16 protein-coding genes are annotated in these 16,837 nt (G+C 62.0%); 9 read left to right on the top strand and 7 right to left on the bottom strand.

Going from position 1 to position 16,837, the window contains the following annotated elements; genetic code table 11:
- On the bottom strand, window positions 1-663 hold the full coding sequence (locus tag BLR31_RS01145) for a response regulator transcription factor (RefSeq protein WP_090590007.1): 663 nt from the start codon (window positions 661-663) through the stop codon (window positions 1-3).
- 2 nt (window positions 664-665) lie between these two features.
- The gene (locus BLR31_RS21525; protein WP_176762448.1) at window positions 666-1,139 is read right to left on the bottom strand and encodes a PepSY domain-containing protein; all 474 of its coding nucleotides are present in this window, start codon (window positions 1,137-1,139) and stop codon (window positions 666-668) included.
- Between the two features lie 126 nt (window positions 1,140-1,265).
- Between BLR31_RS21525 and BLR31_RS01140 the strand changes: the two genes are divergently transcribed.
- Window positions 1,266-1,814 (top strand): hypothetical protein, encoded by a 549-nt coding sequence (locus BLR31_RS01140; protein ID WP_143009275.1) that lies wholly within the window; start codon window positions 1,266-1,268, stop codon window positions 1,812-1,814.
- Between the two features lie 121 nt (window positions 1,815-1,935).
- Here the strand turns inward: BLR31_RS01140 and BLR31_RS01135 are convergent, their stop codons facing one another.
- Window positions 1,936-2,631, bottom strand: a complete 696-nt coding sequence (locus tag BLR31_RS01135) for a GntR family transcriptional regulator (RefSeq protein WP_090589999.1) — start codon at window positions 2,629-2,631, stop codon at window positions 1,936-1,938.
- Window positions 2,632-2,729: 98 nt separating this feature from the next.
- On the opposite strand from BLR31_RS01135, the gene BLR31_RS01130 reads away from it, so the two are divergent.
- From BLR31_RS01130 to BLR31_RS01100, 7 genes are all read left to right on the top strand, one after another.
- Window positions 2,730-3,449, top strand: a complete 720-nt coding sequence (locus BLR31_RS01130) for a FadR/GntR family transcriptional regulator (protein WP_090589996.1) — start codon at window positions 2,730-2,732, stop codon at window positions 3,447-3,449.
- Window positions 3,450-3,644: 195 nt separating this feature from the next.
- Entirely contained in the window at window positions 3,645-4,586 is a 942-nt protein-coding gene (locus BLR31_RS01125; protein WP_244504909.1) for a dihydrodipicolinate synthase family protein, read from the top strand.
- Between the two features lie 173 nt (window positions 4,587-4,759).
- Window positions 4,760-6,274 carry an ABC transporter substrate-binding protein gene (locus tag BLR31_RS01120; RefSeq protein WP_090589992.1) on the top strand — a complete coding sequence of 505 codons (1,515 nt, stop codon included), beginning with the start codon at window positions 4,760-4,762 and terminating at the stop codon, window positions 6,272-6,274.
- An 87-nt stretch (window positions 6,275-6,361) separates the two neighbouring features.
- A complete protein-coding gene (locus tag BLR31_RS01115; protein ID WP_090589989.1) occupies window positions 6,362-7,285 on the top strand; it encodes an ABC transporter permease in 924 nt (307 codons plus the stop codon).
- Entirely contained in the window at window positions 7,282-8,208 is a 927-nt protein-coding gene (locus BLR31_RS01110) for an ABC transporter permease (RefSeq protein WP_090589985.1), read from the top strand. Before BLR31_RS01115 ends, BLR31_RS01110 begins: the two co-directional genes overlap by 4 nt.
- A gap of 2 nt (window positions 8,209-8,210) precedes the next feature.
- The gene (locus BLR31_RS01105) at window positions 8,211-9,848 is read left to right on the top strand and encodes an ABC transporter ATP-binding protein (protein WP_090589981.1); all 1,638 of its coding nucleotides are present in this window, start codon (window positions 8,211-8,213) and stop codon (window positions 9,846-9,848) included.
- Window positions 9,849-9,998: 150 nt separating this feature from the next.
- Complete coding sequence (locus tag BLR31_RS01100) at window positions 9,999-10,886, top strand: DMT family transporter (protein WP_244504908.1); 888 nt, start codon at window positions 9,999-10,001, stop codon at window positions 10,884-10,886.
- Window positions 10,887-10,935: 49 nt separating this feature from the next.
- Here the strand turns inward: BLR31_RS01100 and BLR31_RS01095 are convergent, their stop codons facing one another.
- Genes BLR31_RS01095 through araD form a run of 3 tightly spaced genes read right to left on the bottom strand, consistent with a single transcriptional unit; the run spans window position 10,936 to window position 14,374 of the window.
- Window positions 10,936-11,874 (bottom strand): 2-hydroxyacid dehydrogenase, encoded by a 939-nt coding sequence (locus BLR31_RS01095; RefSeq protein ID WP_090591964.1) that lies wholly within the window; start codon window positions 11,872-11,874, stop codon window positions 10,936-10,938.
- A 17-nt stretch (window positions 11,875-11,891) separates the two neighbouring features.
- On the bottom strand, window positions 11,892-12,617 hold the full coding sequence (locus tag BLR31_RS01090; RefSeq protein ID WP_090589978.1) for a ribonuclease activity regulator RraA: 726 nt from the start codon (window positions 12,615-12,617) through the stop codon (window positions 11,892-11,894).
- Window positions 12,618-12,634: 17 nt separating this feature from the next.
- On the bottom strand, window positions 12,635-14,374 hold the full coding sequence (araD, locus tag BLR31_RS01085; protein WP_090589974.1) for an L-arabinonate dehydratase: 1,740 nt from the start codon (window positions 14,372-14,374) through the stop codon (window positions 12,635-12,637).
- Window positions 14,375-14,667: 293 nt separating this feature from the next.
- On the opposite strand from araD, the gene BLR31_RS01080 reads away from it, so the two are divergent.
- Window positions 14,668-16,338, top strand: a complete 1,671-nt coding sequence (locus tag BLR31_RS01080; protein ID WP_090589970.1) for a thiamine pyrophosphate-binding protein — start codon at window positions 14,668-14,670, stop codon at window positions 16,336-16,338.
- Between the two features lie 135 nt (window positions 16,339-16,473).
- Here BLR31_RS01080 and BLR31_RS01075 read toward each other — a convergent pair whose 3' ends face one another.
- Complete coding sequence (locus BLR31_RS01075; protein WP_090589968.1) at window positions 16,474-16,785, bottom strand: hypothetical protein; 312 nt, start codon at window positions 16,783-16,785, stop codon at window positions 16,474-16,476.
- Window positions 16,786-16,837: the final 52 nt, after the last annotated feature.

Here is a 16,837-nt window from a genome sequence, read left to right as displayed (position 1 = left end):
TCACGGCGCCTCGCCGATGACATAGCCGAAGCCGCGACGGGTTTCGATGATGCCGGCGCCAAGCTTGCGGCGGGCGCGGCCGACAAGCACTTCGATGGCGTTGGAGTCGCGTTCGAAGTCCTGGAGATAGAGGTGTTCGGTCAACTCGATCTGATCAACGACGCGGCCCTTGTGGTGGGCGAGATAGGCGACGAGCCGGTATTCCTGGGGCGTCAGCGGAATGAGGGCCCCATCGACCGAGACGCGCATCTGGCGGGTGTCGAGGGTGAGGGCGCCCACTTCGATGACAGGGGTGGGGTTGCCCGAAGCGCGGCGGACAAGCGCGCGGATGCGCGCCACAACCTCTTCGATGCGGAATGGCTTGGCAAGATAATCATCGGCGCCGGCGTCTATGCCCTCAACGCGTTCTTCCCATGCGCCGCGGGCCGTCAGGACGAGCACGGGGGTCAAGATTTTCGCCTTGCGCCAGCGCTTGAGCACGACGAGGCCGTCCATTGTCGGCAAGGACAGATCGAGGACGATGGCGTCAAAGGCTTCGGTTTCGCCGCGATAGTGCCCGATCTCGCCATCGTCGCTATGCTCGACGACGAAGCCCGACAATTCGAGCGCCGTGCGCAGGCCATCGGCGATGGTGGGGTCGTCCTCAACAACCAAGACGCGCATCGCTACCTCACGGGCTGGCCCGTTACGGCATCGAAATCGGCGGTGCGGACCGTGCCCGTGCCGTCGATATATTTGAAGCGGTAATAGGTGCGGGCCGGGGTGCGGCGCAGGACGACATCGACCACGGTCAGGGTGCCGTAGCCCTGGAAGATGGTCAGCATTTGCTCGAGAGTGAGCAACCCGTCGGAATTTACGGTCTGGCGGATCTGGCCGGTTGGGATGTCCTCATGGTCATCGGTGGGGCGTTGCGTGGGCGTTGCGGGGTCGTCGTCGTCCTCATCGTCAGGGACATCATGGTCGAGGTCATCATCGTCGTCCTCGTCGTCGCGGTCGTCTTCCCGGTCGTCGTCCTCATCGTCGTCCCGATCATCGTCGCGGTCATCGTCGTAATCGTCGTCATCGGCATGCGCGGGCACGGCCCACGCGGCGAGGAGGGCTGTGGCAGCGACAAGAAGGGTTCGGCGGGTGATCGACATCACGATCTCAAATACAGGTCCGAAACTGACAAATCGCTGACAGCGTGGCGGCGCGATCGGTCAGCCGCGCCAGCCTACACTCCGGCTTGTTTCGTCACCAGACGGCAAACCAAGGAGTTGAAAACAATGAAACTGCATTTGGGAATTGCGCTGAGCGCGCTCACCTTGATGGCGGCTTCGCCCGCTTTCGCCCAGTCCCGCTCGATCGACGATCTGATGTCGGACGCCCAGGAGGCGGAATATTGCGCTGGGCAGACGCCCAATACGACGACGACGACCTCGATCACCCTGCCCTGGGGCGAGACCGTTTCGGGCAGTGTCCGTTGCGATAGCGACGACCACATCCTCCATCCCGACGATCGTCTGGACGACCATGATTACCGCAAGGAATACGACGAATGGCTGCTCGGCGACGATCATGACGATGATGACGACGATGATCACGATGACGACGATGATGACGACGACGACCGCTACGATGATGATGATGATGATCGTGACGACGATCATGGCGGTCATTATGGCGATGACGATGATGATGACGACCGTCACGACAATGGCGACGATCACCATGACGATGACGATCGCGATGATCATGGCGACGACGATGACCGGGATGATGACGACCGCGACGACGACCGCCATGACGAAGACAAGGACGGCGACGACGACTGACTGCCGTGAGCGGCGCTGAGCAGCCCGTCACATGCCACCGTCGGGCCGGTCGCTTTCCAAGCGGCCGGCCTTTATGTGTCTGGCGTAAGATATCGAGCGTTGGCTGGCGGGGCTTTAAGCGTCAGATTTCGAGATAGTCGGGATATTGCTGGCCGACCCAATCGAGCATCGAGAGGGTTTTGGAGAGGTGTTCGCGCATCGCTTCGATGGCGGCGATGGGGTCTTCGGCGGCTATGCCGTCAATGATCTTTTCGTGCAGGGCGACAACGCGCTCCATGCCGATATTGGGCAGGTTGAGCATGCGCAGGCGGTCGAGATGGCCGCTGTGGCGGCGCAGGATGGGCCAGAGGTCCAAGATATCGGCGTGGCGGAAGATCGTGTGATGGAACTGACGGTCGGCGATGAGGAAGGCCGCGTGATCCTTCTGGCTGGCGCGATGGCCGACTTCGGCATTGGCGGCACGCATATCGGCGACGGCGGTCTTGTTGGCTGTTTCGGCCAGAACGCGCACGGCGTCGGATTCAATGGCGCGGCGCATGAAATGGGCCTGGCGGGCGATGCCGATATTGATGCGCGAGACGAGCGTCGCGTATTGAGGATAGACGGTGACAAGACCCTCTTCCTCAAGCTTTAAGAGCGCATCGCGGACCGGGGTCTGGCTGAGGCCGAACTGTTGCTGCAGGGCGGTGCGCGAAATCGTCGAGCCGGGGGCCAGTTCCAACGCCAAAATGCGCTCGCGCAAATATTCGACGACCTGAGGCGCGACCTGGCGGGTGCGGTCGAGGACGATGCGGCTTTTTGAAGTAATGGTGGACATCAGGCTGCCGGGTGTGAATCTTTGTGTCGTGATGCATTACTACTTAAGCTTGGTAATGGCCAGACGCACTGGGGGCAAGAGCCGATGGGGGCAGGACAATGATCGCAAAACCTGGGGAAGAGGCCGAACGGCCATCGACGTTCGCCGACCAGGTTTACGGGCGGATTTTGTCGAGCATAGCCACGGGCGCATTCCCGACGGGGAGCAAACTGCCGAGCGAAAAGCTGCTCGGGGAGCGGTTCGGAGTGTCGCGGCCGGTGGTGCGCGATGCGCTGTCGCGACTGCAGCGCGACGGGCTGATCGAATCGCGCAAAGGCAGCGGGAGTTTCGTTCTGTCGAGCCCGCCCGAGGATTTGTCGGCGGCAGCGGACATGGCGCAGATCGCCCGCTATCAGCGCTATCAGGAATTCCGGCTGGTGGTTGAAGGGGCGGCGGCGGCGCTTGCAGCGGAGCGGCGGACGAGCGCGCAACTGGCGCGGATCGTCGATGCGCATAACAAATTCATTGCCGAAATCGAGAATGGCCAGTTCCTATGGCAGTCCGACCGGGAGGTTCATATCGCGATCGCCGAGGCGGCGGGAAATGAGTTTTTCGTCGAAAGCCTGGAAGGGCCGGAAGTACGGCTAAGCGATTTCATGACCGTGTCACTGAAACTGACAAGTTCGCGATCGCCGCAACGCGGATCGCTCGTGGCGCGGGAGCATTCCAATATCGTCGATGCGATTCGCGGTCGCGATGCGGTGGCGGCGCGGATTGCCATGGAGTTTCACCTCGTGCAAGCGCGACGGCGCATGCTTGACAAGACCCTATCACCCTGATGATGTAAACATTGTTGACAGCATTTGCTGTTGCGGTTAGGACTGACGCACTAGAGCATCAGTCGCCGATCAACGCTTGCGCTGCTCTTTTTGTTTGTATCGCCGCGTTTCCAGGACGCTGAAACGGTATCGTCATCGGATTTATGCCGAGGGCCTGCCTTTTGCTGGAAACGTGCTCAATCAGGAGTGCTGACAGTGAAGCAGCCCGTGTTGACGCCCCAGGATTATGCCAAGTCCGTGGTTGCCGTTCCCCCCATCGCCCTCACCGCCGAAGGCGTGGTTGCAGAGAGCGCCAATCGCGCCATCATGAGCCATATCGCCGATGGTGGGGTGACGTCGGTGCTCTATGGCGGCAATGCCAATCTCTATCACTTCGGCGCGGAAAGTTTTCGCGAGGCGCTTTCGGTGCTGTTTGCCAACTGCCCGCCCAATCTGCAGATCCTCTTTTCCATCGGCCCCGATTTCGGCAAGGCGATGGATCAGGCTGGCGATATCCTCAAGGCCGGGGTGCGCAATGTGCTGCTGCTGCCCATGGCGTTTCCTGCCGATGCGCGCGGTGTCGCGGAAGGCGCGCGGCGGATCGCCGACCGATTGGGGTTCGGGATCGTGCTCTACGTCAAGCGCGAGAATTATATCGATCCCGACGCGCTGGGGCGGTTGATCGAGGACGGCGCTGTCGATTTCGTCAAATATGCCGTCGAGCGCGACGATGCTGCAGCCGATCCCTATCTCGACAGGCTGATTGCCGCTGTGGGCACCGACAAGATTGCGTCCGGCATGGGCGAGACGCCGATCCACGATCATATCGGGGCGCGCAAGATGGCGACCTATACATCGGGCGCCGTGTGCATTGCGCCGGCGGCTGCAAACGAGTTGCTGGAACTCTATCGGGCCGGGGAATTCGATCTGGCGCGGAGGCTGAGCCAGCCTTTTCTCGATTTCGAAGTCACCCGTGCCAAGCTGGGCGGCACATCGGTGCTTCATGACGGGATCACGCTTTCAGGCATTGCCGATTGCGGCCCGTTGATGCCGCTGGTCTCCAATCTCGATGAGAGCCAGAAGGCCATGATTATGCCGCAGGTCGAGGCGCTTATGGCGGCGGAAAGTGCTGCGCGGCAGCGGGCCCGCGCGGCATGAACGAAGGTCTATCGGATACGCCGTTGACTGACTAATGCATTAGTGCTCTAGTGCGGCGGCTAAGTTTTGCCGCCGTTACGGCACGCGGAAATTTCGGCTCGTGCGGTCTGGTCCAGCCGCGCCGGCTCCAAGGGGGAGACCCCAAACAGGACCGAGATCGAGGAGGAGGATCCATGACGATCAGGACGAAACTGATTTCAAGCGTAGCGGGTACACTCGTTTTGGGATTGATGTCGGGCGGTGTCGCCGCGACCGCCCAGGAGATAACCGTCGTCTTGCCAGAGCAGCCGGCCAATCTTGAGCCGTGCCGGTCGATCCGCGCTGATATCGGGCGCGTGATCAACATGAACATCACCGAGACGCTGACCGACATCAATGTCGATACCGGCGAAGTCGAGCCGCATCTTGCGACCGAATGGGAGCAGGTGGACGATACGACCTGGCGCTTTACCCTGCGCGAGGGCGTCACGTTCCAGGACGGCGCGCCGCTCGATGCCGAGGCTGTGGTCAATTCGATCAACCGCCTGATGAACCCGAACCTTACATGCGACAGCCGGTCGAAATTCGGCGATGTGACGCTGACGCCGACGGCAATCGACGCGCAGACCGTCGAGATCGTCAGTGACATCGCGATCCCCATCATGCCGACGCTGATGGGTACCGTGCAGATCGTTTCGCCCAACATGCCGTTCGATGCCGAAGTCAACGAACCTGTCGGGACCGGCCCGTATGTTCTGGCCGAAGCCACCAATGAGCGGATCGTTCTGTCGCAGAACCCCGATTACTGGGGCGAACTGCCGGCCGTTACCGACGCAACCTTCGTGTGGCGTTCGGAATCGGCAATCCGTGCTGCGATGGTGGAAACCGGGGAAGCCGATCTGACGCCGGCGATTGCGGTTCAGGATGCGACCAATCCGGAAACGGACTTTGCGTATCTCAACTCGGAAACCACCCGCATGCGTCTCGACATGCAGATGCCGCCGCTCGATGACGTCCGCGTCCGCGAAGCGCTCAATATCGGTATCGATTGGGACGGCATGGGCGAAGCGCTGTTCGGTGCTGAAGTGCTGCGCGCCAACCAGATGGTGCCTCCGGGCAATTGCGGGTTCAACGATGCGATCACGCCCTGGCAGTTCGACCCTGAACGCGCCCGTCAGCTGATCGAGGAAGCCCGTGCGGACGGGGTTCCGGTGGACACCGAAATGACCATCATCGCGCGGAACGGGTTCTTCCCCAACGCCCAGGAATCGGTTGAAGCCATGCAGGCGATGTGGGCCGATCTCGGCCTCAACATCACGGTGCAGCAGCTCGAGGCCGCCGATTGGGTGCGCTATCTCGACAAGCCCTTCCCCGAGGGCCGCAACCCGACGCTGTTCCAGCAGCAGCACGACAACAACACGGGCGATGCGGGCTTTACCGTGCCGGTGATGTACACGAGCGAAGGGCAGTATTCGACGGTCGAAAATCCCGATCTCGACGCGCTGATCCTCGATGCGATGACGTCGAGCGGCGAAGAGCGTTGCCAGCTTTTTGCCGATGCCTTCGCCATGGTTCATGACGAGATCATTGCCGACGTTCCGATGTATCACATGATCGGCTATGTGCGCGTCGGCGACCGGATCGAATACGAGCCAGATCTCAAGACCAACAGTGAAGTGCGTCTGTCGGAAATCGCGTTCGCAGAATAAATTGATCAGGGGATGGGTGCCTGCACTTGTCCCCGCACCCAGCGCGGCGGCCAGATCCCGCCGCGTTCGGCTTTCGGGAGGAATTTCATGTTCGCATACGTCTTCAGACGGTCGATCCAGAGCCTGATCGCGGTCGCGGGGCTTTTGGTGCTTGTGTTCTTTCTCTCGCGCCTGACCGGTGACCCGGCCTATCTCTATCTGCCGCTCGACTCGACCCCGGCTCAGCGGGATGCCTTTAACGAACTCAACGGGTTCAACGACCCGATCTATATTCAGTTCGGGCGCTATCTCCTCGACCTCGTACAGCTCGATTTCGGGACGGCGCTCAGCCGCAACCGGCCGGCCATGGAAGTGACGCTGCAGGCGTTTCCGGAAACGCTGAAGCTTGCTGCGATTGCGATGACCTTGGCGATCGTTATGGCGATCGTCGTCGGTTCACTGGCGGCGGCGCGTCCGAACGGATTCTTCGATCGCATTGCCACAACCGCATCGCTGGCCGGTGCCAGCGCGCCCGATTTCTGGGTGGCTATCGTAGCGATCCTTGTGTTTTCGGTTTCGCTCGGGCTGTTGCCGACGTCGGGCACGGGAACAGCCTTGCACTGGATCATGCCGATCGGCGTTCTGATGTTGCGACCTTTCGGGCTTTTGACCCAGGTGGTGCGCGGATCGATGATGGGCGTTCTAACCTCGGCTTACGTCAAGACGGCGCGCGCCAAGGGCGTATCCGGCCAGAAGATCGTTTTCGTCCACGCGCTGCGCAACGCCATGCTGCCGGTCGTCACGGTTGCCGGCGATCTTGCTGCGACGCTGGTCAATGGCGCTGTGGTGATCGAGACGATCTTTGGTTGGCCGGGCATCGGCAAGCTGATGATCGACGCCATCCTGCGGCGTGACTTCGCGCTGATCCAGTCGACGGTTCTCGTGACCGCCGTGGCGATCTTTATCCTCAATATCGTGATCGATCTTATCTACGCAGCCCTCGACCCCCGCATCCGGCACCAAGCAGCATGAGCGTTCTTTCCATGGAAACCCAAGCCGCACAAAAGCGCGCAAGCCGCATTCCCCTGCCGTTCAAGCTTTTGTTCCGCGATCCACTGGCCGGGGCCGCAGCGGTCTTTTTGATCATCGTCACGGCCTGTGCGATTATTGCCCCGATGCTGATCGGGCATCTCGCAGAGGCGCCGAATTTCCGGGCGCGCAATATGGCGCCGTTCTCGCTCGAACAGGGGTTCGCCTATATCCTCGGCGCCGACACGCTGGGTCGCAGCCTTCTGGCGCGATTGGCGGTGGGCGCGCGTAACACGCTCGGGATTGCTGCGATCGCAGTGATGTGCTCGCTGCTGATCGGGGGCACGCTGGGGCTCATCGCCGGGTATTCGCGCGGGTGGCTGGGCAATGCCATCATGCGGGCCACCGATATCGTGATGAGCTTTCCCTCGCTCCTTTTGGCGTTGATCGTTCTGTTCAGTCTCGGGCCCTCTATTCCCAATCTGATCCTCGTTCTCGCCATCACGCGCGTGCCGATCTATCTGCGCACGACGCGGGCCGAAGTGCTCGAAGTGCGCGAGCGGATGTTTGTGAGCGCGGCAACGGCGCTGGGCGCGAGCGATCTGCGGCTGATCTTCTCCCATATCGCGCCGATGGTGCTGCCGACGGTTTTGACGATCGGGGCGATCGATTTCGCTACTGTGGTTCTCGCTGAATCCTCGCTGAGCTTTCTGGGGCTGGGTATCCAGGCGCCGGCCTTTACGTGGGGGTCGATGGTTGCGACGGGGCGGGGCTATCTCGCCAATGCCTGGTGGGTCGCGTTCTGGCCGGGGCTGGCGATCCTTTTGACAACGCTGTCGCTCAATATTCTTTCGAGCTGGTGGCGCACCTATGCCGATCCGCATCAGCGCTGGCGGCTCGAGCTCGGCAAGAAGGAACGCAAATGAGCATGTCCAAGCCACCCCTCTTGTCGGTCGACAATCTTACGGTGGATTTCCATTCGGCGGCCGGGGCGTTTCGAGCAACCGAGGGCGTGAGCTTTTCGGTCGATGCCGGGGAGACGCTGGTTATCCTCGGCGAGAGCGGATCGGGCAAATCGGTGAGCGCGAGTGCCATCATGGGCCTGATCGATACCCCGCCGGGCGAGATCGTTTCAGGCGCGATCAGCTATCGCGGCGAGGATTTGCGCACGGCGTCAGAAGCGCGGCGGCGGGCGATCAATGGCTGCAAGATCGCCATGATCTTTCAGGACCCGCTGAGCCATCTCAATCCGGTCTATACGATCGGGTGGCAATTGGCCGAGGTGTTTACAGCGCATCGGAAAGCCAGCGGCGAAGAGGCGCGCAAGCGGAGCATCGAGATATTGCGCCGCGTCGGGCTCCCCGATCCCGAGACGCGGATCGACTGGTATCCGCACCAGTTTTCCGGCGGGCAGCGCCAGCGGATCATGATCGGCATGGCGATTGCGCTAGGGCCGGAACTTTTGATCGCCGACGAGCCGACGACGGCGCTCGACGTTTCGGTGCAGGCGCAGATTTTGGAGCTTTTGAAAGATCTGCAGCGTGAAGAGGGGCTGGGGATCATCATGATTACCCACGATCTCGAAGTCGCCGCCAATATGGCCGACCGGATTGTTGTCATGAAATCGGGGCGCATCGTCGAAGAGGGCGACGCGCGAAAGGTCTTCGACCATCCCGAGCATGCCTATACGCGGCAGTTGATGAGCGCATTGCCCGCGCATCAGGAGGGCGATGGGCCCGAGCGCGGGGCGACCGAGGAGCCGGTGCTCACGGTCAGCCATTTGTGCAAATCCTATACGCTTTCGCCGGGGCTTTTTGGTGGCGATCCACGCGTTTTGAAAGCCGTCGACGATGTGTCGTTTACGCTCAAACGTGGCGAGACGCTGGGGATCGTTGGGGAGTCCGGGTCGGGCAAATCGACGATCGCGCGGGTTCTCCTGCGGCTCAACGATGCCACGAGCGGTGAGGCGCTGTTTCACGGCGATGACATCTTGAAAATGGATCGGCGTGAGTTGCTGGCCTTTCGGCGGCGCGTGCAGATGGTGTTTCAGGACCCCTACAGTTCGATGAACCCGCGCATGAACGTCTTTTCGATCATCGCCGAGCCCTGGAAGATCCATAAGGATATCTTGCCACGCGCCAAGTGGGAGGCGCGGGTGGCCGAGCTTCTGGCGCTGGTCGGGCTCAATGCCGATCACGCCAGGCGGTTTCCGCATCAGTTCTCAGGCGGGCAGCGCCAAAGGATCGCCATTGCGCGGGCGCTGGCGTGCGATCCGGAAATTCTCGTTTGCGACGAGGCGGTCTCGGCGCTCGATGTTTCGATCCAGATGCAGATTATCGATCTTTTGGGCGATCTGCGCGACCGGTTGGGGCTCTCTTATATCTTCATCACTCATGACCTGCCGATCGTGCGCAATTTTGCCGACCGGATCCTTGTGATGAAATCGGGCAAGGTGGTCGAGCAGAGCCGGACCGAAGAGTTGTTCCGCGCGCCCAAGGACCAATACACGAGGACGCTGATCGAAGCGGCGCCCAAGCCCAAATGGGAAGCTGCCTCGGCAGCGTGAGCCTAGGGCTCCTGTTTTGATGGAATCAAAACAGGAGCTCTTAGTCTTTGTTTTGTCGCGCTTCCGAACCGGATAAGTGGTGTCCGCTTATCCTGGAAGCGCTCTAAGCGCCAGGCCGTCCGGCCACGCGGCGCGTCTGAAAGTCCGCCTATGTCTCCAGCGATGCTTGCCTTCCTGCTCATGGGGTTCAACGCCTCGATGTCGGCGCTCGACACCGTGTTCGTGCGGCTGGTGTCAGACGAAATCCATCCGCTGCAGATCGCGTTCTTTCGCAATCTCTTTTCGCTGATCGCCATCCTTTTCATTTTGAAAAAGGCCCAGCGCAATTTCGATGCCAAGGGGATGTGGCCAATCCATACGGTGCGGGCGGTGATCAAGCTTGCGGCGCTGGTCGCCTATTTCATGGCGATTACCATGCTGCCGATCGCTTTGGTTACGGCCATGGCCTTCACCATGCCGTTGTTTGTAACGCTCGGATCGATGGTGCTGTTGCGCGAAGGGGTGGGATTGCACCGGGTGATCGCCATCGCGGCCGGGCTGGTGGGCATGCTGATCATACTCCAGCCGCCGGGGATAGAGTTTGGCGTGGGCATTGCGCTCGCGCTGGCTTCGGCTATCGGGCTGGCTGGCGTAGCGCTCTTGATGAAGGTCAGTTCGGGCCGTGACGATCCGCTCCGGATCGTGTGGTTTAACCTCGTCATCACCGTGCCGATCGCGGCGCTGATCGCCATACCCGTCTGGGTGTGGCCGAGTCCGGCTGCGCTGGGACTGATGGCGCTTCAGGGCGTTGGCGGGCTCATCGCACAGCTCTGTTTTGCCCGGGCGATGAAGCTTGCCGATGCGTCGCTGGTCATTTCGGTGGACTTCATTCGCCTGCCGATCGCGGCGGTGCTCGGGTATTTCCTGTTTTCCGAAAGTATCGAGCTTACGGTTCTGGCCGGGGGGACGGTGATCTTTGCGGGCGTCGTCTATAGCGCGTTCTGGGAAGGGCGCAGGGCGAAGAACAAGATACCGCCGGATGCGAGCGATATTCTGTGAGACGGGCTGTTTGCCATTTAGTGGGTGAGGCGCCGCTGCGCTGTGGCTTTTAGCTTGAACGCGGCACCGGTGCTGCGCCGAGCTTTTCGATGAGGGCATCGACCATGGCGTCGCCCATGAATTCGCGGGTTTCGTTTGTGCCTGACGCCATGTGGGGCGTGAGGATGACACGGCGGTCGGCGATCAGTTCGGCAGGGACATTGGGCTCGTCTTCGAAGACGTCCAGGGCCGCGCCGGCGAGGCCGTTTTGGGCGAGGAGCGCGATCAGGGCGCGCTCGTCAACGATCGGGCCGCGCGCGACGTTGACGAGGTATCCATCACTGCCGATGGCCGCCATCACCTCGGCATCGATCATGCCGCGCGTTTCGGGCGTCAGGGGGCAGGTGACCACCAGCATCTGGGTGGCGCGGGCGAGATCGAGCGGGTTTTGGTAGAACGGGTAATCGACAGGCTTGCGGTTGGGACCGGTATAGGCCGGTCGTGCGCCCATGGCATCGAGCCGTTTGGCGATTTCGCTGCCGATATGGCCGAAACCGACGATGCCGATCTTCATGCCCTTGAGCGAGCGGGTGAGGGGGAAGGTTTCGGTCGGCCAGTTGCCGTCGCGCACGAACTTGTCGGCATTAACGAGGTTGCGCGTGAGGCTCAGAATCTGCGCCAGCGCCAGATTGGCGACTTCGCCTGCGAGGATATGCGAGGTGTTGGCGACGAGGATGCCTTTTTCGCGCGCGTAGGCGGTGTCGATATTTTCGGTGCCGGCGCTGTAGCTCGAGATGATTTCCAGCGCCGGCAGGCGGTCGATCATCGCCTTGTCGATGATGGTCTTGCGCACCGCAAAGCCGCGGATAAAGGGACCGACGCGATCGAGCAGGCGATCGGTTTCCGCCCTATCCTCGGTGACGACATCGACGGTAAAACGCTCGGCGAGTTCGGCATTGGATTTGTCGAAAAGCTTGGCGCTTCTGAGGATATGCGGCGTGTCCGTCATCGTGGCGGTCCCTTCGTTCAGCGGCCGGTCTTCTTGCGCCAATCGGCGAAAGCCGTCTGGCTCTCCTCTTTGGTTGGCGGATAAAGGCCGATGATCTGGGCGCCGTTCTGGACCTGTTCGAGAACGAAGTCTTCGAAAACCGTCATTTCCGCCGCCTCTTTGGCTACGTCGTCGACGATGGCGCTGGGGATGACGATCACGCCTTCTCCGTCGCCGACCATGATGTCGCCCGGCCAGACGGCAACGTCGCCGCAACCGATGGGGGCGTTGATGTCGAGGGCCTGGTGCAGGGTGAGATTGGTCGGGGCCGATGGGCGATTGTGATAGGCGTGGATATCCATTTCGGCGATCTCGGGGCTGTCGCGGAAGCCGCCATCGGTGACGATGCCGACGACGCCGCGCACCATCAAGCGCGTGACGAGGATGGAGCCGGCCGATGCGGCGCGGGCGTCCTTGCGGCTGTCGAACACCATGACCGAACCTTCGGGCGCCATCTCGACGGCCTTGCGCTGGGGGTGGTCCGGGTCGCGGAAGACGGTCAATTCATTGAGGTCTTCGCGGGCCGGGATATAGCGCAGGGTGAAGGCCGGGCCGACCATGTTCTCTCCCTTGCGGCCCAAGGGATGGACGTCCTGGATGAACTGGTTGCGCAGGCCGCGCTTGAAGAGAAGCGTCGCGAGGGTCGCTGTGCTGACGTGCTTGAGTTTGTCGCGCGTTTCGGCGCGCAGTGCGGTCGTTGTCATATCGGCGGTCCTAAGGATCAGAAAATATCGGGCTCGGCGACGGGAGCGCCGAAACGGGTTTCGAGGAAATCGAAGTCGCAGCCCTTGTCGGCCTGCGTCACATGATTGACGAACATCCAGCCATAGCCACGCTCGTAGTGTGGTTTTGGCGCGACCCATGCGGCGCGGCGGGCCTCGAGTTCGGCGTCATCGACCAGCATGTCGATGCGGCGGTTGGGCACGTCGACCCTGACGATGTCGCCGGTTTTGACCAGCGCCAGCGGGCCGCCGATGTGGGATTCGGGGGCGACGTGGAGGATGCAGGCGCCATAACTGGTGCCGCTCATTCTCGAATCCGAAATGCGCAGCATGTCGCGTACGCCCTGACGCAAAAGCTTGCGCGGGATGGGCAGCATGCCCCATTCGGGCATGCCGGGGCCGCCCTGCGGGCCGGCATTGCGCAGGATGAGGATGTGATCGGCGGTGACGTCGAGATCGTCATCGTCGACCGCCGCTTTCATCTCGGGGTAGGAGTCAAAGACGAGAGCCGGGCCCTCATGGTTTAAAAACCGGCTTTCGCAGGCCGAAGGCTTGATGACGCAGCCATCGGGGGCAAGATTGCCGCGCAAAACGGCGAGCGAGCCTTCGTGGTAGATGGGGTTATCGAGCGGGCGAATGACGTCGGCGTTGTAAATCTCGGCGCCTTTGAGGGTTTCGCCCAAAGGCAGGCCGGAGACGGTGATTGCGTCGAGGTTCAGACGGTCGCTGAGCTGGGCCATGAGCGCACGCAGGCCGCCGGCGAAGTAGAAATCCTCCATCAGGTATTTTTTCCCCGACGGGCGGATATTGGCCAGCACGGGCGTGGTGCGGCTGGCGGCGTCGAGATCGTCGAGGGTCAGATCGATGCCGGCGCGGCGGGCCATGGCGAGGAGATGGACGACGGCGTTGGTCGAGCAGCCTGTGGCCATGGCGACGATCACGGCGTTATCGACGGCGGGGCGGGTCAGGATCTTGTCGGGGGTCAGGCCCTCAAGGACCATTTCAACGGCGCGGCGGCCGGTCTGGGTCGCCATGCGATTGTGATTGGTATCGGCGGCGGGGATCGAACTGGCGCCGGGCAGAGTGAGGCCAAGGGCTTCGGCGATGGCCGTCATGGTGCTGGCGGTGCCAAAGGTCATGCAATGGCCGAACGAGCGTGCGATGCCCTGTTCGACTTCCTTCCATTCGCTTTCGCCAATGGTGCCGGCGCGGCGTTCGTCCCAGTATTTCCAGGAGTCCGAGCCCGAGCCGAGCGCTTCGCCGCGGTAATTGCCGCGCAGCATGGGGCCGGCGGGCATGAAGATCATCGGATAGCCGGCGCTGACGGCGCCGAGGACGAGGCCGGGGGTGGATTTATCGCAGCCGCCCATAAGGACGGTGCCGTCGATGGGGTGGGCGCGCAGCATCTCCTCGGTCTCCATCGCCAGCATGTTGCGATAGAGCATGGAGGTGGGCTTGAGCTGGCTTTCCGAAAGGGACAGGCCGGGAAGTTCGACAGGGAAACCGCCGGCCTGGAGGATGCCGCGCTTGACGTCTTCGACGCGGTCCTTGAAGTGGCCGTGGCAGGGATTGGTGTCCGACCAGGTGTTTATGATCCCGATGATCGGTTTGCCGAGAAAGTCGGCCTCGTCATAGCCCATCTGCAGCATGCGCGAACGGTGGCCCATGGAGCGCAGATCGTCGGGTACGAACCAGCGATCGCTTCTGCGGCCCGAACTCTTGGTATCGTCCTTGCTCATGGGGTCTCCTCCGCTTTAATGGCGTCCAGTCTCGTCTAACGGTCCTAGCGCATCTGTTTGACAACTTCAACACTAATGCATTAGTGCTTTTGCAGCAAGCGGGCGACGGGGATTTTTGGCCCCCAGAGTGTCAGGAGCTTGCGCCGATGTTGTGGAGGCGACGGGGCATTCGGGGACTGGTCCAATGTCGGCCGGGGAGACGTCCATGGGGACAGTCGCCACGGAGCACTGGACAGGTCGACGAATGTCCTGTGACTTTACGGCGCTATCGCAATTGGGGAGGAGCCCTGTTCATGTCCATCCGCACCGGCGGCCAAATTCTTGTCGACCAGCTTGCGCTGCATGGGGCCGATCACGTGTTCTGCGTGCCGGGCGAGAGCTATCTCGCCGTGCTCGATGCGCTCCATGATGCTGGGGGGATCAAGACGATCACCTGCCGCCATGAGGGCAATGCGGCGATGATGGCCGAAGCGCATGGTAAGCTCACCGGGCGGCCGGGCATCTGCATGGTGACACGCGGGCCGGGGGCGACCAATGCCAGCGCGGGGCTGCATGTGGCGATGCAGGACGCAACGCCCATGCTGTTGTTCATCGGGCAGGTGGCGCGCGACCAGATCGAGCGCGAGGCGTTCCAGGAGATCGATTATCGCCGCATGTTCGGACAGGTGACCAAATGGACGGTGCAGGTCGATGATGCGGCGCGCCTGCCCGAGCTGATCGCGCGGGCCTTTCGCGTTGCGACGAGCGGGCGACCGGGGCCGGTGGCCATCGCTTTGCCCGAGGACATGCTGACCGAGGCTGTCGATGTGGTCGATGCCTTGCCCTATACGCCGCTGGAGAGTTGGCCGGGGACCGGGGAGTTGGACGCGGTGCGAGCGCTTTTGGCTGGGGCACAACGGCCTATGGTGCTGCTTGGCGGGTCACCGTGGGACACGGAGGCGGTTGATGGCATCCAGCGCTTTGCCGAAGCCAATCATCTGCCGGTCGCCACGAGCTTTCGCCGTGCCGACCGGTTCGACAATGCGCATCCGCTTTATGCCGGCGATCTGGGGATCGGACCGAACCCGAAACTGCTCGAACGCATAAAGGCTGCGGATGTGCTGCTGGTGATTGGCGCGCGGCTGACGGAGATGACCACGGGCGGATATACTGTGTTCGATATTCCCGTGCCCCAGCAGACGCTCATTCACATCCACCCCGACCCTGAGGAATTGGGGCGGGTGTATCATCCGACGCTGGCGATCAACGCCACACCGCGCGAATTTGCGAAGGCGCTGGGCGCGCTCGAGCCGATTGCCGATCCCGTTTGGGCGGGGACAGGGGAGGCCGCGCATGCCGAGTATGGCGAATGGCAGATCTGTCCGGCCAATCCGGGGGCGGTTCAACTCGGACGCGTGATGGAGTGGCTCGAAGCCAACATGCCGGTCGAGACGATCTATACCAATGGGGCGGGCAATTTTTCCGTCTGGCTGCATCGCTTCCATCGCTATCGCCGGCTGGGCACGCAATTGGCGCCGACATCGGGCTCGATGGGGTATGGGTTTCCCGCCGCCATTGCCGCGGCGATCGTCAAACCCGACGCGCCGGTCGTCTGCTTTGCCGGGGACGGGGATTTTCTGATGAGCGGTCAGGATCTGGCGACGGCGATGGCGACGGGCGCCAAGCCGATCACCATCATTTTCAATAATGGCATCCTCGGCACCATCCGCATGCACCAGGAGAACCATTATCCGGGTCGGATATCGGCGACCGATCTGGTCAATCCCGATTTCGCCGCCTATGCCAAGGCGTTCGGGGCGCATGGGGAGACCGTGACAGAGACGGCGCAATTTGCGCCGGCGATGGAGCGGGCGCTGGCGTCGGGCACAGCGGCAATCATCGACCTCAAGCTCGACCCGCAGGCGATTACGCCGCGTACGACGCTCGATAAACTGCGGCAGGCGGCGCAGGCCAAGGGGCTTTAGGGCGTATCGACGCTTAGCATTTCAGGGTTGATTGATGGGCCCGGCCGCACAGGCCGGGTCTGTGCCGCAGGGCCTCTTCATACGCCGCTTCGCGCCGACCTCTCCCCCGAGGGAGAGGTGGCTATGCGTCAAGCCTCAGCCGGCCAGTAGGTCGGTCGTGGCGATGCGGTTGGCGAAGGCGAGTTTTTCGGCATCGGCGCCGGTGCGGACGCTGATGGCCGTGGCGACGAGATCGCGGAACTGGGCGATGGCCTTGCTGGCGCTGTCGACGGGCAGGGGTTCGCCTTCATAGCGTGAAACGAAGCGAGCGGCGATGCGGCCGAGCAGGGCGAGAACGGCAGCGTTTTCAGCGTCTTCGCGCGCCAGTTGCTGGGCTTTGGCGTGGAATTCGCCATAGGTGCGGATGCCGCCGTTCTGCTCATTGAGCCATGCATAAAGCTCGTTCACGTCTCGTCTCCTACTTGTTCATATCCAGGGCTATCTGGACACCGGAAACGCC

The sequence above is a fragment of the Pelagibacterium luteolum genome (assembly GCF_900100665.1).
Taxonomy (GTDB): Bacteria; Pseudomonadota; Alphaproteobacteria; order Rhizobiales; family Devosiaceae; genus Pelagibacterium; species Pelagibacterium luteolum.
This window is presented reverse-complemented; position numbering and strand designations above follow the sequence as displayed.